This window comes from Streptomyces sp. RLA131, assembly GCF_056270125.1.
Window position 1 is genome coordinate 3,129,981 of the sequence record NZ_JBWDOQ010000002.1, and the last position, 20,425, is coordinate 3,150,405.

19 protein-coding genes and 1 other RNA gene are annotated in these 20,425 nt (G+C 72.4%); 6 read left to right on the forward strand and 14 right to left on the reverse strand.

Translation table 11 applies throughout. From position 1 onward, the window contains the following. Positions 1 to 187: 187 nt before the first annotated feature. From RWE79_RS15175 to RWE79_RS15190, 4 genes are all read right to left on the reverse strand, one after another. Entirely contained in the window at positions 188 to 790 is a 603-nt protein-coding gene (locus tag RWE79_RS15175; RefSeq protein WP_475940601.1) for a CGNR zinc finger domain-containing protein, read from the reverse strand. Positions 791 to 886: 96 nt separating this feature from the next. Continuing rightward, on the reverse strand, positions 887 to 2,053 hold the full coding sequence (locus RWE79_RS15180) for a uroporphyrinogen-III synthase (RefSeq protein ID WP_475940602.1): 1,167 nt from the start codon (positions 2,051 to 2,053) through the stop codon (positions 887 to 889). Positions 2,054 to 2,205: 152 nt separating this feature from the next. After that, positions 2,206 to 3,588 carry a nitrate/nitrite transporter gene (locus RWE79_RS15185; RefSeq protein ID WP_475940603.1) on the reverse strand — a complete coding sequence of 461 codons (1,383 nt, stop codon included), beginning with the start codon at positions 3,586 to 3,588 and terminating at the stop codon, positions 2,206 to 2,208. A gap of 127 nt (positions 3,589 to 3,715) precedes the next feature. Beyond that, positions 3,716 to 4,747, reverse strand: coding sequence for a LysR family transcriptional regulator (locus RWE79_RS15190; RefSeq protein ID WP_475940604.1), 1,032 nt, complete (start codon positions 4,745 to 4,747; stop codon positions 3,716 to 3,718). A 143-nt stretch (positions 4,748 to 4,890) separates the two neighbouring features. On the opposite strand from RWE79_RS15190, the gene RWE79_RS15195 reads away from it, so the two are divergent. Then, positions 4,891 to 6,141, forward strand: coding sequence for an MFS transporter (locus RWE79_RS15195; RefSeq protein ID WP_475940605.1), 1,251 nt, complete (start codon positions 4,891 to 4,893; stop codon positions 6,139 to 6,141). Here RWE79_RS15195 and RWE79_RS15200 read toward each other — a convergent pair. Beyond that, positions 6,129 to 6,389, reverse strand: a complete 261-nt coding sequence (locus RWE79_RS15200) for a hypothetical protein (protein WP_475940606.1) — start codon at positions 6,387 to 6,389, stop codon at positions 6,129 to 6,131. The genes RWE79_RS15195 and RWE79_RS15200 overlap by 13 nt on opposite strands. Before the next feature lie 158 nt (positions 6,390 to 6,547). Further along, positions 6,548 to 6,931 carry a helix-turn-helix domain-containing protein gene (locus tag RWE79_RS15205; RefSeq protein WP_475940607.1) on the reverse strand — a complete coding sequence of 128 codons (384 nt, stop codon included), beginning with the start codon at positions 6,929 to 6,931 and terminating at the stop codon, positions 6,548 to 6,550. Positions 6,932 to 7,127: 196 nt separating this feature from the next. Here RWE79_RS15205 and RWE79_RS15210 point away from each other — a divergent pair, with 196 nt between their 5' ends. The 4 genes from RWE79_RS15210 (at position 7,128) to RWE79_RS15225 (ending at position 10,465) form a co-directional block, all read left to right on the forward strand. Further along, positions 7,128 to 7,343 carry a hypothetical protein gene (locus RWE79_RS15210; protein ID WP_475940608.1) on the forward strand — a complete coding sequence of 72 codons (216 nt, stop codon included), beginning with the start codon at positions 7,128 to 7,130 and terminating at the stop codon, positions 7,341 to 7,343. Positions 7,344 to 7,441: 98 nt separating this feature from the next. Then, complete coding sequence (locus tag RWE79_RS15215) at positions 7,442 to 7,660, forward strand: hypothetical protein (RefSeq protein WP_475940609.1); 219 nt, start codon at positions 7,442 to 7,444, stop codon at positions 7,658 to 7,660. 104 nt (positions 7,661 to 7,764) lie between these two features. Then, positions 7,765 to 9,750: a zinc metalloprotease gene (locus tag RWE79_RS15220; RefSeq protein ID WP_475940610.1), complete on the forward strand. Its 1,986-nt coding sequence runs from the start codon at positions 7,765 to 7,767 to the stop codon at positions 9,748 to 9,750. Between the two features lie 46 nt (positions 9,751 to 9,796). Next, positions 9,797 to 10,465 (forward strand): hypothetical protein, encoded by a 669-nt coding sequence (locus RWE79_RS15225; RefSeq protein WP_475940611.1) that lies wholly within the window; start codon positions 9,797 to 9,799, stop codon positions 10,463 to 10,465. A 70-nt stretch (positions 10,466 to 10,535) separates the two neighbouring features. Here RWE79_RS15225 and ssrA read toward each other — a convergent pair. From ssrA to ftsE, 5 genes are all read right to left on the reverse strand, one after another. After that, positions 10,536 to 10,924, reverse strand: a transfer-messenger RNA (tmRNA) gene (gene ssrA, locus RWE79_RS15230). Positions 10,925 to 11,012: 88 nt separating this feature from the next. Then, entirely contained in the window at positions 11,013 to 11,495 is a 483-nt protein-coding gene (smpB, locus tag RWE79_RS15235) for an SsrA-binding protein SmpB (protein ID WP_475940612.1), read from the reverse strand. An 18-nt stretch (positions 11,496 to 11,513) separates the two neighbouring features. Then, positions 11,514 to 12,662 (reverse strand): S41 family peptidase, encoded by a 1,149-nt coding sequence (locus RWE79_RS15240; protein WP_475940613.1) that lies wholly within the window; start codon positions 12,660 to 12,662, stop codon positions 11,514 to 11,516. Between the two features lie 75 nt (positions 12,663 to 12,737). Next, positions 12,738 to 13,655: a permease-like cell division protein FtsX gene (gene ftsX, locus RWE79_RS15245; RefSeq protein ID WP_475940614.1), complete on the reverse strand. Its 918-nt coding sequence runs from the start codon at positions 13,653 to 13,655 to the stop codon at positions 12,738 to 12,740. A 20-nt stretch (positions 13,656 to 13,675) separates the two neighbouring features. Next, entirely contained in the window at positions 13,676 to 14,365 is a 690-nt protein-coding gene (ftsE, locus tag RWE79_RS15250) for a cell division ATP-binding protein FtsE (RefSeq protein WP_475940615.1), read from the reverse strand. A 257-nt stretch (positions 14,366 to 14,622) separates the two neighbouring features. On the opposite strand from ftsE, the gene RWE79_RS15255 reads away from it, so the two are divergent. Continuing rightward, positions 14,623 to 14,817: a hypothetical protein gene (locus RWE79_RS15255; RefSeq protein WP_127360233.1), complete on the forward strand. Its 195-nt coding sequence runs from the start codon at positions 14,623 to 14,625 to the stop codon at positions 14,815 to 14,817. 133 nt (positions 14,818 to 14,950) lie between these two features. Here RWE79_RS15255 and RWE79_RS15260 read toward each other — a convergent pair whose 3' ends face one another. From RWE79_RS15260 to RWE79_RS15270, 3 genes are all read right to left on the reverse strand, one after another. Continuing rightward, complete coding sequence (locus tag RWE79_RS15260; RefSeq protein WP_475940616.1) at positions 14,951 to 15,823, reverse strand: hypothetical protein; 873 nt, start codon at positions 15,821 to 15,823, stop codon at positions 14,951 to 14,953. Positions 15,824 to 16,119: 296 nt separating this feature from the next. Next, a complete protein-coding gene (gene prfB / locus RWE79_RS15265; RefSeq protein ID WP_475940617.1) occupies positions 16,120 to 17,238 on the reverse strand; it encodes a peptide chain release factor 2 in 1,119 nt (372 codons plus the stop codon). Between the two features lie 69 nt (positions 17,239 to 17,307). Then, positions 17,308 to 20,373 (reverse strand): FtsK/SpoIIIE domain-containing protein, encoded by a 3,066-nt coding sequence (locus tag RWE79_RS15270; RefSeq protein WP_475940618.1) that lies wholly within the window; start codon positions 20,371 to 20,373, stop codon positions 17,308 to 17,310. Positions 20,374 to 20,425 lie beyond the last annotated feature (52 nt).

A 20,425-nucleotide genomic window follows, 5' to 3' on the forward strand; every position in this document is an offset into this window, starting at 1 on the left:
GGGCAGCCTGCAACCGTACGCGAGTCGGAGGGGTTCCGCCCAGCCGACCGTCAGGCTCACGCCTCGCCGCCCCCCGCCAGGCCCGCGTCCGGCCCCCGTCAGGCCCGCGCCAAACCCGCGCCAAACCCGCGCCCGGCCCGCGTCAAACCCGCGTCCGGCCCGCGCCAAACCCGCGCCCGGCCCCGCGTCAGGTCTGTGCCAGGGTCCGGCGGCGGTGCCGGGCGACGCGTTCGCGGTTGCCGCAGATCTCGCTGCTGCACCAGCGGCGTCGGCGCCCCCGGGAGGTGTCGAGGTAGACCAGGGAGCAGTTCTCGCCCTCGCAGTGGCGCAGCCGCGTCCGGGCGTTCGCGTCGGTGAGCAGGTCGACGGCGTCGCGGGCGACGACCGCCAGCAGGCTTTCGCAGGTGGGCGGGCCGGCCAGGGCCCGGGTGAGCGTGCCGTCGGGGCCTCGGTGCGCGCGGGGCGCGGGCGGGGGTGCGAGCGCGGTGGCGTTGAGGGCGTCGAGGTCGGCGGGGGCCACCGGACGGGCGGCGAGTTCGGCGTCGACCAGGCGCCCCAGGACGGCCCGCAGCCCGTGGAAGCCGGTGAGCCAGGCCGGGTCCGGCGCCGGCGGGGTGCCGGGCGGTACGAGCCCGCTGCCGCTGAGCCACTCGGCGAGCCGGCCGGGACTGCCGAGCCGGTCCGCGACCGGCGCCTCGGGCCCGTCGGGCGCGGACACCGTCGCGACCAGGTCCAGGCTGATCCGCCCGGTGTCGTACCGGAGGTCGGCCGCCGATCCCGACATTGCCATGCCCCTGTCACCTCTTCACCGCGCCTGGTGAACCCGCCGGCCCACGGTTCCAGGGTGCCCTGCGGCCGGGCCCGCCCTCAACAGTGCGGCCCGGGGCTACGCGGGAGGCGCGTACTTGGCGTCGGCGGCCGAGGGGTCCAGGGCCAGCCGGTAGCCGCGCTTGACGACGGTGTGGATGAGCTTGGGGGCGCCCAGGGCGCTGCGCAGCCGGGCCATCGCGGTCTCGACGGCGTGTTCGTCGCGCCCGGCGCCGGGCAGCACGCGGAGCAGGTCGGCGCGGGGGACGACCCAGCCGGGGCGGCGGGCCAGGGCCCGGAGCAGGGCCATCCCGGCGGGCGGGACGGCGCGCAGCTCGCCGTCGACGAGCACGGCGTGGCCGCGGATCTCGACGCGGTGCCCGGCGACGGGCAGCGGGCGCACCCGGCCGGGCAGCTCGGCGGCGAGGAGCTGGACCAGCGGGCCGAGCCGGAAGCGTTCGGGCTGGAAGGTGGGCACGTCGTGGGCCTCCAGCGGCAGGGCGGTGACCGGACCGACGCAGGCGGGCAGGACGTCGTGCCGCAGCGCGTCGAGGACCTCGGCCCGCATGCCCCGCCGCTCGGCCCGGTCCAGCAGGGACGCGGCGGCGGGGGCGCTGGTGAAGCTGACGGCGTCCAGCGCGCGGGCCACGATGGCGTCGAGCATGCGGTCGACGGGCGCGATGTCCTCGGGCGGCATCCAGCGGTAGACCGGGACGCCGACGACCTCGGCACCCGACTCGCGCAGCGCCTCGATGAAGCCGGGCAGCGGCTCGCCGTGCAGCTGGATCGCCACCCGGCGGCCCTCGACCCCCTCGTCGAGGAGCCGCTCCAGGACCTCGGCCATCGACTCGGACGCCGGTGACCAGGCGTCCGTCAGGCCGGCGGCGCGGATGGCGCCGCGCACCTTGGGCCCCCGGGCGAGCAGTTCGACGCCCCGCAGCCGCTCCAGCAGGGCTTCGCCCAGACCCCAGCCGTCGGCCGCCTCGATCCAGCCGCGGAAGCCGATCGCGGTGGTGGCGATCACCACGTCGGGCCGCAGGTCGATCAACTGCTTGGTCGCGTCGAGCAGTTCGGTGTCGTCGGGCAGCGGCACGATGCGCAGGGCGGGCGCGCGCAGCACGGCCGCACCGCGCCGTTCCAGCAGCGCGGCCAGCTCGTCGGCCCGCCGGGCGGCCGTCACCCCGACCGTGAATCCGGCCAGCGGCAGCACGGTTCGCTGCTCAGGTGTCTGCGCTTGCGCCTGCATGGCTCTGCCTCGTTCCGGTGGAGGTACACGTGCATTCGCGGAGAGGAGCCGTCCCAGGGCTCCTCTCCGCGCCGGTTTTGCCGCATGTTGTCAACCCCGCGTGACGTACGCGGTTCGCCCGGATTTCACCCTTGTTACGCGACCGGGGGCGGCTACACCTCCGCGTAGCTCAGCTGCGGCTTCGGCTCGGCCTGCGCGGCCGGGGCCGGCGCCGCGGACCGGCCGCGCAGGTATACGGACCAGGTCAGGGCGAAGCACACCGCGTAGAAGGCCAGGAAGGAGACGAAGGCGGGGGTGCCGCTGCCCTGCGTCATGAAGGACTGCCGGAAGGCGAAGTTGATGCCGACCCCGCCGAGTGCGCCGACCGCGCCGATCAGTCCCATGGAGGCGCCGGACAGCCGCCGCCCGTAGGAGGCCGCCTCCTCGCCCTCCAGGCCCTTGGCGAGCGCCTTGGCGGCGTAGATGCCGGGGATCATCTTGTACGTCGAGCCGTTGCCGAGCCCGGTGAGGACGAACAGGGCGATGAAGGCCGCCGTGAACAGCGGCAGCGACTTCTGGCTGGAGGCGATCACGATGACGCCGGTGGCGACCGCCATGGCGAGGAAGTTCCACAGGGTGATCCTCGCGCCGCCGAAGCGGTCGGCCAGCCGGCCGCCGACCGGGCGGATGAGGGAACCCAGGAGCGGGCCGATGAAGGTGATGGAGGCCGCCTGCAGCGGGGTGCGGGCGAACTGGTTCTGCAGGACCAGCCCGAAGGCGAAGCTGTAGCCGATGAAGGAGCCGAAGGTGCCGATGTAGAGGAAGGACATGATCCAGGTGTGGGGGTCCCTGACGGCCTCCTTCGCGGCACCGGTGTCGTTGCGCACGGGGGCGAGGTTGTCCATGAAGAGCGCGGACAGGGTCGCGGCGACGACGACCAGCGGGATGTACACACCGAGCAGGATCCGGGGGTGGGTGGCGCCGGCCGTGCCGATGATCAGCAGTCCGACCAGCTGGACCACGGGCACACCGATGTTGCCGCCGCCCGCGTTGAGGCCGAGCGCCCAGCCCTTCCTGCGCAGCGGGAAGAAGGAGTTGATGTTGGTCATGGAGGAGGCGAAGTTGCCGCCGCCGACCCCGGTCAGCGCGGCGACCAGCATGAAGGTGCCGTAGGACGTGCCGGGCTTCATCACCAGGGCGGCGGCGATCGTCGGCAGCAGCAGCATCAGCGCGCTGAAGACCGTCCAGTTGCGGCCGCCGAAGCGGGCCACCGCGAAGGTGTACGGGACGCGGACGAGGGCGCCGACCGCGGTCGCCGTGGCCACCAGGAAGAACTTGCCGGCCGGGTCGACGCCGTACTCCGGGCCCATGAACAGGACCATGACCGACCACAGGCTCCAGACCGAGAAGCCGATGTGCTCGGAGAGAACGGAGAAGAGCAGATTGCGGTTGGCGGTCCTGCGTCCGCCGTTCTCCCAGAACTCGGTGTCCTCCGGGTCCCACTGCTCGATCCAGCGGCCCCCCTTGCGTGCGGTGGTCGTGCTAGCGGCAGTCATCACGCCTCGCCTCCAGGTACCTGGCCCTACTGAGCCCTGCTGACAGATGTCGGGGTCGTCGCTCACGACAGTAGGAACAGTGCGTTTCGCCCCGATGGCACGAGGTGACCGGTACGCAACCTTGCTCTCACCCCGGGCCGGGGCCCGCTGTGAGCCGCGCGTCCGGCTCGGGCAGCCACGCGCCCGGCGGCCGGGCCAGCCAGTGGCGGTCGGCCGAGAGCCGGGAGGCGGCACGTCGCAGCGCCGTGAGGCCGTCGTGCCGCAGGCCCCGGCGCCAGACGATGGAGACCGGCGACAGGGGGACGGGGTCGGTGAGCGGGCGCAGTACGAAGCCGCCGTCGGGCAGTTCGATGAACTCGGTACTGGCGAGAACCGGCCAGCGGTGCTTGGTGACCAGGCGGATGAACTCGTCCGGGCCGTCGATCTCCGGGAACGGGGCGGCGACCTCGATCCCGCGCCCCGCGAAGAGCCGCTCGGCCAGGTCGGTCCACTCGGCGGTGGCGGGGTTGCCGGCCGCCGCGTACAGCGCCTCACCGGCCAGCGCGTCCAGCGGTACCGCGGCGAGCGGGGCGAGCCGGTGGTCCTGCGGCAGCAGTACGGCCATCCGCTCGTACCGTACGGGCCGGTGCTCCAGGGCGGCCAGGACGGCCGGGGAGAGACCGGCGACCCGGCCGAAGGACACATCGAGCCGCCCGGCGAGGATGTCGGCCGCGGCACCGGTCAGGCCGCTGTGGAAACGGGCCGTCATCTCGATCGCCGGCGCGGCCTCCCGGGCGGCCGCCAGCACCTGGTGGGCGGTGCCGACCGGGGCGCCGATGTCGACCAGCAGTGGCCGTCCGGAGGCGGTGAACGCCGCGCCCAGCTCGTCATGGGCGGCCAGCACCCGGCGGGCGTACGGCAGCAGCCGCTCCCCGTCGGCCGTCAACTCCACCCTGCGGGTGCTGCGGAGCAGCAGTTCGGTACCCAACTCCCTTTCCAGACGGCGTACATCACGGCTGAGGGCCTGCTGCGCCACATAGAGCCGGGCCGCCGCCCGGGTGAAGTGCAGCTCCTCGGCGACGGCGACGAAGGCACGGAGCAGACGGGGGTCGGTGGAGGTCGGGGGCACCCGGTCATTGAACAGCAGCCCGCCACCGCGCTCCACGGGCGGCCCCGGCACGGCCCCGGCACCGGCCCGGCACGGCCCGGCACGGCCCGGCACCGGCCGGCCCTGAGCTGCCCCCGAACCGACAACACAGGTGCGTCAATCGGCGCCCGTCAGGTGTTGGACCGCGGCCGGCCGCCCACCCGATCGTGGGACCCGTGACCAACACCCGCGGCCGCACCCGTTTCCGGGTCCCTTCCGGCCGTCCCAGGAACCCGTACCGCCGTATCTTCGAGGCCCCGGGCAGCGTCGCGTTCACGGCGGGCGGGGTGCTGGCGAGGCTGCCGTCGGCGATGGCGGGGGTGAGCCTGATCGTGATGATCTCCTCGGCCCGCGGCTCGTACGCGCTCGCCGGTGCCGTCTCCGCGACCGGCCTGGCGGCCGGGGCGGTCGGGGCCCCGCTGGTGGCCCGGCTCGTCGACCGGCACGGACAGGCCCGGGTGGCGGTACCCGCGACTGCGGTGTCGGTGGCGGCGGCGCTGCTGCTGGTACTGCTGGTCCGCTGCCAGGCACCGGCGTGGACGCTGTTCGCCGCGTACGCGGGCACGGCGGCGACCCCCAACACCGGTGGCATGGCCCGCGCCCGCTGGGCGCACCTGTACCGGGACGATCCGGGCCGGCTCCATGTGGCGAACTCCTTCGAGCAGGTCGCCGACGAGGTCTGCTTCATGGCCGGCCCGGTGCTCGCGGCCCTGCTCTGCGCGGCCCTGTTCCCGGAGGCCGGCACGCTGGTCACGGCGGTGCTGCTGCTCGCCGGGGTGCTGCTCTTCACGGCGCAGCGGCGCACCGAGCCACCGGTGGCGCCGCGCCGGTCCGGCGCGGCGCCGGGCATGCCGGGGCTGGCCGCCGTGGTCGCCGCCTTCGCGTGCACCGGTGTCGTGTTCGGGGCCCTGGAGGTCACCACGATCGCCTTCACCGACGCGCACGGGCATGCCCCGGCGGCCGGCGTGGCCCTGGGTCTGGAGGCCGCCGGGTCGTGCGTGGCGGGCCTGGCCTACGGGCTGGCCCGGCCCGGCGGGACGGCCGGCGGCCGGTTCGTCACCGGGGTGGGGGCGATGGCCGCGCTGATGACACTGCCGCTGCCGGCCGCGGCGTCCGGGAGTGTCGCGGTGCTGTCCGCGGCCCTGTTCGCGGCGGGCCTGGCGACCGCGCCGACCATGGTCAACGGCGTGGCCCTGGTCCAGGAACGGGTGCCGGCCGCCCGGCTGAACGAGGGCATGACGCTGGCCGTCACCGGCATCCTGGCCGGCATCGCCGCCGGGGCGGCCCTGGGCGGCGTGGTGGCCCAGCGCCTCGGTCCCGGCACGGGGTACGGCTACGCGATACCGGTGGTGGCGGCCGTCCTGGCCCTAGCCCCGGCCACCGCGGCGCCCGGTGCGCGTGGACGGCGCGGCTCTCAGTCCTCGTAGACGGTGAGGACGGCGCCGTCCACCTCGATCCGCCGGGGGGCCGGGCCCTCGCCCCGGCACAGGTCGGTCAGACAGCGGCGGAAGAGCTCCATCTCCTCGCCGTCCAGTACGGCGGCGGCGAGGTCGAGCAGCGCGCTGATGCTGTCGTCGGTGAGTACCTCGGGCAGTTCCCCGGAGAGCAGGACGACGGATTCGCCGGTACGGCCCCGGACGACCGCTGTGGTGGTTCCACCGTGTACGAACAGCACTCATTCCCCCTCGCACCGGAGGGGTCGTGCGGCTCACGCGCCTCGGGCGGAATGAGACGATAGCCGGGGATCCCGGGCCGTTCCGGAGGTTCCGGATTCTTTACGGGTATTCGCCCGTTCCGGGAACCGAAGTGCGCGACGGCGCGTCCGAAGTACCTTCAGTCCGCTTTGGGGGTGCGGTCCAGCAAGGACTCCACGAGCGCGGCGACATGGCGCCGGTCGTCGGACGACAGCCGTTGGACACTGGCGATGAGCAGGTCCACCTCGGGGTCGGCGGGGGATGACGCGGACTCGCCGGCGTCGGCGTAGACATGGATGCCGCAGGCCTCGGCGGCGGCCCGGCGCACGGCGTCCAGCGGCAGTTCCAGCCCCTTGGCCAGGCCTTCCAGGGTGGTCGGCTGGGGCATCCGCACCAGGCGTTCACTGGTGGCCAGGTGATGGACGGTGGAGCGCGGGATGCCGCCGCGGCGCGCCACTTCCCCGTAGGACCAGCCCTGCCGGTCCAGCCGCTCTCTCATGATCTGCTGCAGTGCGTTGGCCACTGATGGTCGCTTCCCGCTCGCGGCCGGGCGGAACCCGTCCGAGTGGGACCGATTCTACGGAACCCCCTTGCGCGAGGTGTCCGACGGCTACTACTGTCCAATCTCGTTGGACAGAACGTCCGACCAAGTTGGACAGAGTTCGGGGGGAACCTGACTTCGTCCGACCGGAAACGCCCATCCCTGAGGGGGAATTGCCATGCTCGACCCGCGTGAGCTCGACGCCGAGTCCGCCGAACTGCTGCCCGGCCGCGAGGCCCTGGGCCGTCTGAAGTTCAGCTTCGGCAAGAGCGTCAACGTCTCCAAGCACATCGCCACCGTGCACGCCCACAACGAGTCGGCCGCGCTGAACGACCACTCGTTCGCCTCCGCGGCGGCGTCCCAGGCCAACCAGGCCATCGGCGTCAGCCAGTAGTTCACGGCGGCGCCCGCGCCACCACCCGAAGTACCCGAAGCATCCACGGCACCCGCGGTGCCGCACTGACAGCACCTCACCCGAAAGGCAGACCCATCATGAGCATGGACCCCCGCGAGCTCGACGCCGAGGCCGCCGAACTGCTCCCCGGCCGCGAGGCCCTGGGCCGGCTGAAGTTCTCCTTCGCCAAGAGCGTCAACGTCACCAAGCACATCGCGAACGTGCACGCCCACAACGAGTCGGCCGCGCTGAACGACCACTCGTCGTACTCCGTGGCGGAGTCGCAGGCCAACCAGGCCATCACCGTCACCCAGTAGTGACCGCCGGCAGGGCCGCGCCAGGGGAGGGCGCGGCCCTGCGGCCCGCACCATCGCCGTACCCGCAGCACCCGCACGACCCGTAATCCGGGGGGAGAGAGCAGATGACGGTGCTCGGCAACGACGAGCGCGAACGCAGTCCAGGTGCTCACCGCCGCCACCGCGCGCAGGGCGGCGACGAGCACCAGGGACATCCGGCCCAGACGCTCGCGTACGACACCGGCACGCTGCCGGTACCCGGTCCGGGCGGCTTCGCCGTGGCCTGCCAGGACCCGACGGAGAAGCCGACCCAACGGCTCGGCGCTGAACCCGGGGCCGTCGTCCCCCGGCTCAGCGCCGGGCTGCGGCTGCACGGCGAGTACCAGGGGTCGGGCTTCAACGAGCCCAAGTACATCGCCCGCCGGGGGGACGGGCAGGTCGTGCAGCTCACCCGGCTGCTGCACCTCGTCGCGGACGCCATCGACGGGATCCGGGACGCCGAGACCATCTCCTACCGGGTCAGCGCCCGCTACGGCCGCGAGGTCAGTGCCGAGAACATCACCTACCTCGTCGAGAACAAGCTCCAGCCGCTCGGTGTGACGGTGCCGTTCGGGCAGGAGGACGACGAGGTCGACGCCCCGCGCTCGGACCTGCTGCTGGCGCTCAAGGGCCACCGGGTGCTCTTCGACGAGCGCCGGGTGGCCCGCATCGCGGGTTCGCTGGCCTGGCTGCACCGGCCGCTGGTGGTGGCCGCCGTGCTGCTGTCGGCGGTCGCGCTCGACGTCTGGCTGTTCGGCGTCTTCGGCGCCATGGACCCGGTGCTCCAGGTGCTCGACCAGCCGGTGCTGCTCCTGGTCGTCTTCGGACTGACCGTGGCGTCACTGGTCTTCCACGAGTTCGGCCACGCCTCGGCCTGCAGATACGGCGGCGCCCATCCGGGGTGCATCGGCTGCGGGCTGTTCCTGATCTGGCCGTCCATGTACACCGACGTCACCGATGTCTACCGGATCGGCCGCGGCGGCCGGCTGCGCACCGACCTCGGTGGCGTCTACTTCAACGTCGTCTTCATGCTCGGGATGGCCGGCTGCTACTTCGCCACCGGCCAGGAGTTCTTCCTCGCCGCCGTCTATCTCGCCCACTTCGAGATCCTCGAACAGCTGATGCCCGCCGTCCGGCTCGACGGCTACTACATCCTCGGCGACCTGGCCGGGGTGCCGGACCTCTACGGCAAGATCAAACCGATCCTGCTCAGCATGATCCCGCGCCGCGCCATGCCGCCCGAGGTCGCCGACCTCAAGCGCTCGGCCCGGGTCATCGTCACCGTCTGGGTGGTGACGATGGTCCCCCTGCTGCTGGCCGAACTGGGCTACGCCCTGTGGAACCTGCCACGGATCATCAGCACCGGCGCCCGGTCCCTGACCGAGCAGCTCACCGGCACCTGGGCCGCCTTCGCCGACGGACAGATCGCCGCCGGCCTGGCCGGCACCGTCGGCAGCACCATGCTGGTCTTCCCGCTGGCCGGCATGGTCTACCTGACCATCCGGCTCGGCGGCCGGCTGATCCGGACCACCGTACGGTCCACCCACGGCAAGCCGCGACTGCGGGCCGTTGTGTGCGTCCTGGCGTTCGCCGCGCTGAGCGGCCTGAGCTACGCCTGGGTCAGCGGGGTGACCCCCAAGCCGCTGCCGCCGAAGCCACCGATCGCGCCGATCCTGCAGCCCGGGGTCTCCGCCGCCCCGGACCCGGCCAGGGACGCCGACGCCGTACGGCCCTCGGCGTCCGCCTCCCCGGCCTCGGTGCCGGGCACCGGGCCCGGCGCGGACGGCACCCCCGTCCCCGGGCTCAGCCCCTCCGACGGCGCCTCGGGCTCCGCGTCCGCCTCGGCCTCCGGCAGCCCCGACGCCGGCCGGACGCCCCGGCGCAGCGCCTCCGCGGCCGCGCCGGACGAGCCGACGCCGCAGTCCACGGCCTCGGCCGAGCCCAGCAGCGCGGCACCGTCCGAGCCGGTCGGCCCCACCACCTCCGGCTCGGCGACTCCCCCGCCGGACACGGAGACCGCGGCGCCCTCCGGGACCGCCAGCGACGCCGGGCCCGGCCCGGCGGCCACCTGACGACAAGAAGCGACACCTGACATCCGACCGCACAGGAGAACCACGCATGAGCCACCGCAAACCACGGACCGGCCGGAACCCGCTGTCCCGTAAGGCCATCCAGTTCGGCCTGCTCACCGCCGGCATCGCCGCCGCGGCGACCGCCGCCCCCGCGCAGGCGGCCCCCGTCGCGCAGGGCCACCACGGGGTGGCCGTCGCCAGCGACCACGCCGACTCGCACGCCAACCGCCGCCACCACACGCAGTTCCGGGACTCCTTCACCGTCCACCAGTTCGGCTCGGTGCAGGCCGCCGGGGTGCGCAACCAGGCCAACGCGGTCTCCGCCGGCTGCTCGGTCGACGCCCCCTGCCGCTCGGTCGCGCTGTCCTTCCAGATCGTCACCCTGGCGGGCGCCCGGACCCATCTGAACGCGGTCAACCTCAGCGACGCCGTCAACAAGCACTGTGACGGCTGCCAGACCCTCGCCGGGGCCTACCAGTTCGTGGTCAGCACCCCGCGTCCGTTCACCCTGAACGACAGCGCGCAGCACCAACTCACCGACATCCACCGCCGGCTGGACGCCCTGTCCCGCTCCAAGGACTCCGCGGCCGACCTCAAGGCCCAGGCCGACCAGCTCGCCGCCGAGGTCAACGCCGTCCTCAAGGACGCCGTGGCGCACGCCGACTTCACCCCCGAGGTCACCATGCACCGCCACTACGACGGCGGCTGGCACTGAGCCTGAGACGCCCTGAAAAACGAAGAGGGGCCCCGCCGTCACCGGCGGGGCCCCTCTTCGCACATGGGATGAGTGGAGATGGCGGGAATCGAACCCGCGTCCTGTGGTGCAGAACCAGAGCTTCTCCGAGCGCAGTCCGCTGTGCTTTTCTCGGCCCCGGCAGTCACGCGGACAAGCCGCCGACGGGCCCAGTCACTGTTTGGTTTCCCACCGTGCCCCGTGACCGGGCTCAGTGGTTTAGTTCCCTAGTTGACGCCAGGATCCGGGCCGGGAACACTCCCGGGCTGACGCTCCTTAGAGCTTTGCCTTAGCTGCTAATTAGGCAGCGAGGGCGAAAGCGGAGTTATCGCTGTTGGAATTGGCGATTATTTTTTTGCGACATATGGTTAACGAGATCATTGCCGCTTCCTCGGCTCGCTTCCTCTGCCTCGACATCCCCAGTCGAAACCGATCATCCCCATGTTGTTTTTTCAAGGTGCCACCACCCTCGCGGGTGGCTGCTGGGTCCATCATACGTTGGCAACCCGTTCAGGTGCCAACGCATTCCTCAGTGCCCGCGCTCGCGCCGCTTCACCGCGGAGATCGCGCGGTCGGTCTCACGGCGGTCCTGCTTCTCGCGCAGGGTCTGCCGCTTGTCGTACTCCTTCTTGCCCCGGGCGAGGGCGATCTCGACCTTCGCCCGCCCGTCCTTGAAGTACAGGGCCAGCGGCACGATGGTGTGCCCGCTCTCCTGTGTCTTCTGGACGAGCTTGTCGATCTCCTCGCGGTGCAGCAGCATCTTGCGCCTGCGGCGCGCGGAGTGGTTGGTCCAGGTCCCCTGGGTGTACTCGGGGATGTGCACGTTGTGCAGCCAGGCCTCGCCGCCGTCGAGCTGCGCGAAGCCGTCCACCAGGGAGGCACGTCCCTGGCGCAGCGACTTGACCTCGGTGCCGGTCAGCACGAGGCCCGCCTCGTAGGTGTCGAGGATGTGGTAATCGTGTCGCGCCTTCTTGTTCTGCGCGATCAGCTTGCGACCCGTCTCTTTAGCCATAGCGTGGTCATTCTCGCACTACGGAGGGGTGCCCAGGCCACCCAATACTTCACGGGCCTTCGCCGGGGCGTCCGCGTCCGGCCCGACCTCCACGTCGGGCTCGACACCCACCCCGTCCACGCTGCGCCCGCCGGGGAGCCGGTAGTGGCCGACGGTGAGCTCGGCGACCGATCCGTCGGACAGCCGGCTGGGCATCTGGACCGAACCCTTGCCGAAGGTCCGGGCGCCGATGACGACCGCGCGGCCCCGGTCCTGGAGGGCGCCGCTGAGCAGTTCGGCGGCGCTCATGGTGCCACCGTCGACCAGTACCACCAGCGGGATCCTGGTGTCGCCGCCGGTGTCCGCGTACAGGGAGCGCTGCTTGCCGTGGACGTCGTACGTGGCCACCAGGCCGCCGTCCAGGAAGTCGGAGGCGACGGAGACGGCCTCGGTGACCAGGCCGCCGGAGTTGCCGCGCAAATCCAGGAGTAAGCCGGTGGGCGCCGGCGTGCCGGCCTTGCCGCTGTCGCGGATCGCCTCGCGCACCCGGGTTCCGACGCCCTTGGTGAAGGCGTCGATCTTGACGGAGGTGACGCCGTGCGCGAGGCGGCGGACGGTGACCGTCTCGGCCGGCAGCAGGGCGCGGTGCAGCGCCGCGTCCCAGGAGCGGCCGTCGCGCCGCAGACCGAGCCGTACGGAGGTGCCCGCCCTGCCGCTGCCGCGCAGTCTGGCGACGACCTGGGTCACGGCGCGGCCGGTGACCTCGACCCCGTCGATGGTCTGGATCCGGTCGCCGGCCCGGATGCCGGCGCCGGCCGCGGGGCTGTCGTCCTGTACCCGGGCGATCACTATCCGGCCGTCGCCCTTGCGCCGCACCCACAGGCCGACGCCCACGTACCGGCCGTCCAGGGACTGCTGGAAGCCCTCGTACTCCTGTGCGGTGTAGAAGGCCGACCAGCGGTCGCCACTACGGCTGACCAGGGCCTGCGCCGCCTGCGGGCCGACCTTGCCGTTGTCGATGGCCTTGGCGATCTCGTCGGTGCCGGCCGCCCGGGCCGTGACGACGCGGGTGGTCTCACCGAAGGAGCCGGTCGCGGCCCCGGTGGCCAGCACCGCCCCGAAGACCAACGTCAGGGCCGCCCCGCGGCGGAAGCCGCGGGGCCGGGCTGACAGGCACGGTCCGAACACGACGGGCAGTCTAGGCCAGAAGCGGTCGGTATACGGCACGTTGGGAAGTTGGCCGTAATTCGCTCTTGGCGGGAATCAGACCTTGAGGTACTTGCGCAGCGCGATGAACGCCGCGAAGGCCGGGATCAGGACACCCGCCACGAAGACCAGCGGCAGCACCGCGATGACGTCGCCCCAGCCGAGGAAGTCGATCAGGGTGATCTTCTCCGAGAGGGCCAGGCCGTGGTCGATCAGGAAGTACCGGCCGACCAGCAGCATGACGCTGGCGAGCCCGGCGCCGACCACACCCGCGAAGGCCGCCTCCATGATGAACGGCATCTGGATATAGAAGCTGGACGCGCCGACCAGCCGCATGATGCCGGTCTCACGGCGGCGGCTGAAGGCCGAGATGCGGACCGTGTTGACGATCAGCAGCAGCGCGATCAGCAGCATGAACACCACGACCGCCCAGGCGACGTACGTCATGCCGTTGAGCAGGTTGAACAGGTTGTTCAGCAGCTTGCGCTGGTCCTGGACCTCCTGGACGCCGTCACGGCCGTTGAAGGCGCTCGCGACGACCTCGAACTTCGTCGGGTCCTTCAGCTTGACCCGGTAGGACTCCTGCATCTGGTCCGGGGTGAGCGAGTCGACCAGCGGGGAGTCCTTGAACTGCTCCTTGTAGTGCTTGTACGCGTCCTCGGACGACTCGTAGAAGACCGTATCGACCACGGCGAGCTTCTTCAGGTCCACCTTGATCTGCTTCTTCTGCTCCTCCGTGACGGCGCCCTTGGTGCAGTTGGGGTCGCTCTTCGCGTCGTTCTTGTTGCAGAGGAAGATCGATACCTGGACCTTGTCGTACCAGTAGCCCTTCATCGAGCCCACCTGCTTGTTGGCGAGCAGCGCGCTGCCGGCCAGGGCGAGCGAAAGGGCCACGGAGATGATCACCGCGAAGGTCATGGTGAGGTTGCGCCGGAGACCGACGCGGATCTCCGAGAGCACGAACTGGGCGCGCATGATGTCCCTTTACTGGTCGGTCAGTGCTGGTAGCCGTAGACGCCGCGCGACTGGTCGCGCACCAGTCGGCCCTTCTCCAGCTCGATGACGCGCTTGCGCATCTGGTCGACGATGTTCTGGTCGTGGGTGGCCATCACCACGGTGGTGCCGGTGCGGTTGATCCGGTCCAGGAGCCGCATGATGCCGACCGAGGTCTGCGGGTCGAGGTTTCCGGTCGGCTCGTCCGCGATCAGCAGCATCGGGCGGTTGACGAAGGCCCGGGCGATCGCGACACGCTGCTGCTCACCGCCGGACAGCTCGCCCGGCATCCGGTCCTCCTTGCCGCCGAGGCCGACCAGGTCGAGCACCTCGGGGACCGTCTTGCGGATCGTGCCGCGCGGCTTGCCGATGACTTCCAGCGCGAACGCCACGTTCTCGGCGACGGTCTTGTTGGGCAGCAGACGGAAGTCCTGGAACACGGTGCCCAGTTGGCGGCGCATCTGGGGCACCTTCCAGTTGGACAGCCGGGCCAGGTCCTTGCCGAGCACATGGACGGCGCCGGTGTCCGTGCGCTCCTCGCGCAGGATCAGCCGCAGGAAGGTCGACTTCCCGGAGCCCGAGGAGCCCACCAGGAAGACGAACTCACCCTTCTCGATCTCCAGCGAAACGTCCCGAAGTGCAGGACGGTTCTGCTTGGGGTAGGTCTTGGTGACGTTGTCGAATCGGATCACGTTCGCACTCCGGTTACAGGGGAACGGAGGCGACCTTACGCGAACGGCGTTGTCACGCGCAGTCCGCGTCCGGGGTTGGCCGGTTTATTCACCGGCCACAGGGGGACGAAACAGGCATTGGCCTCATCTGTCACCGTGCGGAGTCGGGTGGATTCCCGTGGGCCGCGCCGAACGACCCGGAACCTGGCACAGTGGAAGGCGGACCCGAAGGAACCTCCAAGGTCCCTGACGCGTTGGACGGACGAAGGAGGAGCCGCATGACCTGCGATCATCTGGTGTGCGCCAACTGCGCCGGCCCCGTCAGCGAGGGTCGCTGCGCGGTGTGCCGCGCCGAGCGCGCCCGCCTCCACCAGGACAATCCGTTCGCGTCCCTGACGCCGGCGACGCTGATAGCCCTGCTCGTGGCGCTACTGGCCGTGGTCTGGGCCGTCCACGAGGCCGCTGCGGTCTGACCGGCCCGACAACCCGGCGACCGACGGAACACCGAAGCCCCCGTACGTACACGGAGGGCCCGGAAGCGCTTGCAAGCGCCCCGGGCCCTCCGTGTACGTACTACCGCTGCCGCGAGCCGTACCGCTGTCGCGGTCAGGCGGCGATGTTGCCCCGGCCGCCGACCATGCGCGGCATGAGACGGAAGCCGACACCGCCGGCGATCATGGTGGCGGCGCCGACCAGCAGGAACAGGGTCTCGCCCGCACCGGTCTCGGCGAGCTCCTCCTTGGTGTCACCCTGGGTGACGACCTCGTTGGAGCCGACGTTGTCGGTGCCGGTGTTGTCCGCGCAGCTCACACTGTCCCCGTCGAGGGTGCAGGTGCCGCTGTCGTCGCCGCCGGTGGTGGAACCGGAGGAGCTCGACGAGCCGGACGTGCCGGAGGACGAGGAACCGCCGGTGGTGGAACCGGAGGAGCTCGACGAGCCGGACGTGCCGGAGGACGAGGAACCACTGGTCGACGAACCGGAGGTGGAGTCGCCACCACCGCTGGTGGAGTCGTCACCGCCCGTGGTGCTGGTGTCACCGGTCGTGCTGGTGTCACCCGTGGTGGACGTGTCACCGGTGGTGCTGGTGTCGCCCGTGGTGGACGTGTCGCCCGTGGTGCTGGTGTCACCGGTCGTGCTGGTGTCACCCGTGGTGGACGTGTCACCGGTGGTGCTGGTGTCGCCCGTGGTGGACGTGTCGCCCGTGGTGCTGGTGTCACCGGTCGTGCTGGTGTCACCCGTGGTGGACGTGTCACCCGTGGTGGACGTGTCACCGGTCGTACCCTCGGTCGTGCCCGCGGTGACGCCCGTCGTCGTACCGTCCGAGTCGCCGTCCACGTCGACGGAGGCACTGACGCCACCGAGTCCGACATTGATACCCACAGCCTGCGCGGCACCTGCGGCCGTCAGCGAGGCCCCTGCCGCGATCACGGCGGCGGCGGCTATTCGCGCCACACGCAGCCGGGTGTTCTTCTTGCTCATCTGGCAACTACCCCCAGTAGCTGATTAGTCATACGGAGCAGCGTGCACAGGGGAGCATCCATCACGGGGCGTGCGAGTACCCGGACCTTTGACGGTCCGCTCGCCCCCGTTCGCTCACGCCCCAGTCATACGCATGCCGGGGCCCACCCTTCCCATTTTTCACAGCCGAGTCAAGGTCATTGCACACGTAATGCCTGAATTGGCGCGCTATGCCGCCCACTTACTTATGGGGCTGTGACCTAAAACGGCAACTGCCGCCCAATGGGCGGCAGTTGCCGATGGCGATATGGGCCGGTTCAGTCCCGTGCGGCCTGTTCCTGCTGCTTGCGCCAGCGAATGCCCGCTTCCAGGAAACCGTCGATGTCGCCGTCCAGGACGCCCTGGGGGTTGCCGACCTCGTGATCGGTGCGCAGGTCCTTGACCATCTGGTACGGGTGCAGGACGTAGGAACGCATCTGGTTGCCCCAGGAGTTGCCGCCGTCGCCCTTGAGGGAGTCCATCAGTGCCTGCTCCTCCTGGCGGCGGCGCTCAAGGAGCTTGGCCTGCAGGACGTTCATGGCGCTGGCCTTGTTCTGGATCTGGGAGCGCTCGTTCTGGCAGGAGACCACGATGCCAGTGGGCAGGTGGGTGATGCGGACCGCGGAGTCGGTGGTGTTGACGCCCTGGCCGCCGGGGCCGGAGGCGCGGTAGACGTCGATGCGCAGCTCGGTCTCGTCGATGTCGACGTGGTCGCTGGACTCGACGACGGGGAGCACCTCGACGCCCGCGAAGGAGGTCTGGCGGCGGCCCTGGTTGTCGAAGGGCGAGATGCGCACCAGGCGGTGGGTGCCCTGCTCGACGGAGAGGGTGCCGTAGGCGTAGGGCGCCTTGATCACGAAGGTGGTCGACTTGATGCCGGCCTCTTCGGCGTAGGAGGTCTCGTAGACCTCGGTGGAGTAGTTGTGACGCTCGGCCCAGCGCAGGTACATGCGCTGCAGCTGCTCGGCGAAGTCCGCGGCGTCCACACCGCCCGCCTCGGCACGGATGTTGACCAGGGCCTCACGGGCGTCGTACTCGCCGGACAGGAGGGTGCGGACCTCCATCTCGTCCAGCGCCTTCTTCACCGACTCCAGCTCGGCCTCGGCCTCGGCCAGGGTGTCCGGGTCGTCCTCGCCCTCGGCGAGCTCGAAGAGGACTTCGAGGTCGTCGATCCGGGAACGCAGGGCCTCGGTCTTGCGCACCTCCGCCTGGAGGTGCGAGAGCTTGCTGGTGATCTTCTGCGCCGCCTCCGGGTCGTCCCACAGGGACGGGACCGCGGCCTGCTCCTCGAGCACGGCGATGTCGGCCCTCAGTTTGTCGAGGTCCAGGACGGCCTCGATCGACCCCATGGTCGATGAGAGGGACTTCAGCTCTTCGGATACATCCACGACTGCCACGCCCCCCAGGGTACCGGTCCGCCGCCGTTCGGCTCCCTCGGCGGGTACCGCACCGTCCCGGCCGGGATCTCACAGCAGGGGCGGGGCGGTCTCCGCGCCCGCGGATTCCGCGGCGCGCTGCAAGGCACTGGCGAGCAGGGCCAGATCGGTCGGACCATTGCCCAGTTCCCGGACCGGACGCCGGGTCGGGGGGTCGCCCATCCGTTCCCATTCCAGGGGGACGACGGTGGGCCGCAGGGTGGCGGTGCGCGGGATGCGGGCACTGATGCGGCCCGTCTGGAAGGTGGTCACACCGCCGCCGGGGCGCAGCAGATAGCCGCGGCCGGGGACGGATTCGTCCAGGCCCGCCGGGTCGTCCACATGGACGAGCAGGGTCGCGGACTCGGCCTCCTCCGTGCGAAGGGCGATCCGCAGCCGGGCGGCGTCGTCCGCGTCCGTACCGGTGGTGCGCTCGGGGCGGCCGGTGGCGGCGACGAGGTGGACGCCGAGGCGTCCGCCGTCGCGGGCGACGGCCTCCAGGGCCCGTACGACGGAGCCGGCGGCGGGCCGCCCGGTGCTGCCGAGGGCGGGGGCGACCAGGGCGTCGAAGTCGTCGACGACCACGACGAGGCGGGGCAGCGGGGTGGCGGTGCGGGTCTGCACCTTCAGCGCGCCCTGGGCGGAGGGCTTGCGTCCGCCGTCGGCCTGGCGCGGGACGACGGCGCGGCGGGCGGCGTGCCACTGGCCGAAGTCGGCCCCGGCGAGCAGGGCGTCCCGGCGCTTGAGCTCGGCGGACAGGGCCTGGGCGAACTCCCGCATCCGCACCGGGTCCGAGGCGGACAGATACGTCGACACATGGGGCAGGTCGGTGCAGGCCCGCAGCCCCTCGCCGCGTTCGGTGCCGGCGCCGTCGACCAGAACCAGCCCCAGCCGGTCGGGGCGTTCGGCGGCGGCCAGGGCGGCGGCCAGCGAACGGAGCAGCTCGGTCTTGCCGGAGCCGGCGGCCCCGCCCGCCATCAGGTGCGGGCCCTCGGCGACCAGGTCGATGGTGACCCGGCCCTCGGGCCCCGCGCCCAGGACGGCCGTGGCGGTGCCGGCGGCGGCCGCGGGGCCGGAGACGGCGGCAGCCCAGCGGGCGGAGATCTTGGCCGGTGTGGCCAGGGCGAGATCCAGCTCGTCCAGCAGCCGGGCGGCCGTTGGCAGCACGGGACGTGTCGCCCGGGGCAGGGCCGCGTCCCCCTCCCGCAGCGGCGCCAGGGCGCGGGCGAACCGCTCGGCCCAGGCGGAGGACACCGCGTCCAGCGTGAGCCGGTCCGGGCCGTGCGGCTCGATGCGCAGGGTGGTGGCCACCTCGCCGTCGAGGATGGCCAGCACACCGCACTCGGCGGCCAGCCGGTCCGAGGTCTCGGCGAGACAGAGCACATGGACGCCCACCGAGGGGCCGGCGGCCGCGATCCGCTCGACCGCCTCGCGCAGATACGCCGAGCCGGGGTCGCCGTCCACCACGAGCAGGGTGTACGGACCCTCGCGCCGGGCGGCCGCGGCGGCGACGGCGGCCGGTTCCGCCGAGGCCCAGCCGGAACCGAGCGGTCCCTCCTCGCACCGCCTGACCAGCTCGGCGGTACGGGCCTCGGCCTGTTCGCGGTCGAGCGCGGTGAGCAGCCGGCAGTCCTGTCCATGGGCGGGGAGCAGATGCGGCAGCCAGTTGAGCCAGGCCCACTCGTCGGCCCGCTGTTCGGCGGGGCGGGCCCGGTCGGCGCTGACGAGGACGACTTCCAGGACCGAGGGCGCGTGCAGCGCGGCAAGCTGGGCCAGGACCGACCGGGCCAGGCCGGACAGCCGGGGGCGGGGGCCGGCCAGGCCGAGTACATAGGTGTGCGGATCGCGCAGGTCGATGGTGAAGGGCACGGCCGGGAGCATGCCGAAGCCGTCCTCGGCGGGCAGGTCGGCGGTGCCGAGCCGGACCGTCAGCGCGTCCGGATGGCCAGGGGCGCGCTCCCACAGACGCGGTCCGGGGCCGAGGGCGGTCAGCAGGACGGTCGCGGGGTCGGGCCAGCGCTCGCGCAGCGCGGCTGCTTCGGCGGCCGGCCTCGCGGGGTCCTGGGCCGGGGCCGGGCCGTCCGCGACGGGCGGCCGGGCGGCGGTCAGCTTCCGGGCCCAGGCGCCTATGGCTCCGGCCATGGCGCGCGGCGAGCGCTGCTGCTGCGACTGCGACTGCTGCTGTGACTGCTGCTGGGGCAGCCGTACGACCCGGGTCCGATCCGCGTCGTCGCTCCCGGCAGGGCCGGCGGGGCCGGAAGGCGCGGGCTGCGCGGGCTGCCAGTGGGCCGCGTCCGGCGGGCCGGGCGGCACCGGCGGCGCGGACGGTGCGGCGGGCGCCGCGCCCGGGGCCAGGGCCCGGGCCACCGGGGCGCCGCCCGTCGCCGGCCCGGCGGACCGCTCCACCGCGGGCGGTACCCGCTCGGCCCAGGCCGTCGGGGGCAGCGAGACCCGCAGGTACCCCTCGCCGTCGGGGATGGCCGGGACGGAGGCGGGCGGGGGCGGCACGGGGGAGCCGGGAGGGGAGGGCTCCAGCCGCAGCGAGGACTCGCCGACGCGCAGCAGCGCCCCCGGCGGGAAGGGCGCCGGGTGGACGTCGACCGGGCGGTCGTCCACCCGGGTGCCGTTCGTGGAGCCGAGGTCGGCGACGGTGACCCGGCCCTCGGGGTCAACCGTCACGACGCAGTGCAGCCGGGAGACGTCGGGGTCGTCCAGCGCGACATCGGCGTCGGCCGACCGGCCCACCCGGGCCCGGCCGCCCTGGAGCAGGTGCACCCCGCCCGCGTCCGGGCCGCCGACGACGTGCAGCCGGGCGGCCGACGGGGTGCCGGGGCGCGGGCCGGCGTGCTGGTCGGCGGGGGCGTGCAGGGACAGCACCGCGCCGTCGACCAGCGGCGGCACGCCCAGTACGGCGGTGGCCGGGTCGAGCCGGTCGGTGCCGGCGTAGAGCGCGGGCGTGGAACCGGAGGCGCGCGCGGGCTGCCCGGATCCGGAGCCGGAGGCGAGCGCGCCTGCCACGGCCCCGAGCGGCGTGCCCGCGGGGGCGGTGACGAGCACGTCGTAGGAGCGTGCTGCGCGGCCGCTGCGCGGCCCGAGAACGGTCAGCCGGATCCGCATCGGCGTTCGCGTCCCTTCTGCTCGGGAGCGGTGTCCCGAGGACACCGCGCTA

Bases quoted from the DNA above. Each gene is read 5' to 3' on its own strand.
- RWE79_RS15175 (WP_475940601.1), bottom strand. From the start codon at position 790: ATGGCAATGTCGGGATCGGCGGCCGACCTCCGGTACGACACCGGGCGG.
- RWE79_RS15225 (WP_475940611.1), top strand. From the start codon at position 9,797: ATGAGCCACCGCAAACCACGGACCGGCCGGAACCCGCTGTCCCGTAAG.
- RWE79_RS15220 (WP_475940610.1), top strand. From the start codon at position 7,765: ATGACGGTGCTCGGCAACGACGAGCGCGAACGCAGTCCAGGTGCTCAC.
- RWE79_RS15210 (WP_475940608.1), top strand. From the start codon at position 7,128: ATGCTCGACCCGCGTGAGCTCGACGCCGAGTCCGCCGAACTGCTGCCC.
- RWE79_RS15255 (WP_127360233.1), top strand. From the start codon at position 14,623: ATGACCTGCGATCATCTGGTGTGCGCCAACTGCGCCGGCCCCGTCAGC.
- RWE79_RS15185 (WP_475940603.1), bottom strand. From the start codon at position 3,588: ATGACTGCCGCTAGCACGACCACCGCACGCAAGGGGGGCCGCTGGATC.
- smpB (WP_475940612.1), bottom strand. From the start codon at position 11,495: ATGGCTAAAGAGACGGGTCGCAAGCTGATCGCGCAGAACAAGAAGGCG.
- ftsX (WP_475940614.1), bottom strand. From the start codon at position 13,655: ATGCGCGCCCAGTTCGTGCTCTCGGAGATCCGCGTCGGTCTCCGGCGC.
- RWE79_RS15180 (WP_475940602.1), bottom strand. From the start codon at position 2,053: ATGCAGGCGCAAGCGCAGACACCTGAGCAGCGAACCGTGCTGCCGCTG.
- RWE79_RS15270 (WP_475940618.1), bottom strand. From the start codon at position 20,373: ATGCGGATCCGGCTGACCGTTCTCGGGCCGCGCAGCGGCCGCGCAGCA.
- RWE79_RS15215 (WP_475940609.1), top strand. From the start codon at position 7,442: ATGAGCATGGACCCCCGCGAGCTCGACGCCGAGGCCGCCGAACTGCTC.
- RWE79_RS15260 (WP_475940616.1), bottom strand. From the start codon at position 15,823: ATGAGCAAGAAGAACACCCGGCTGCGTGTGGCGCGAATAGCCGCCGCC.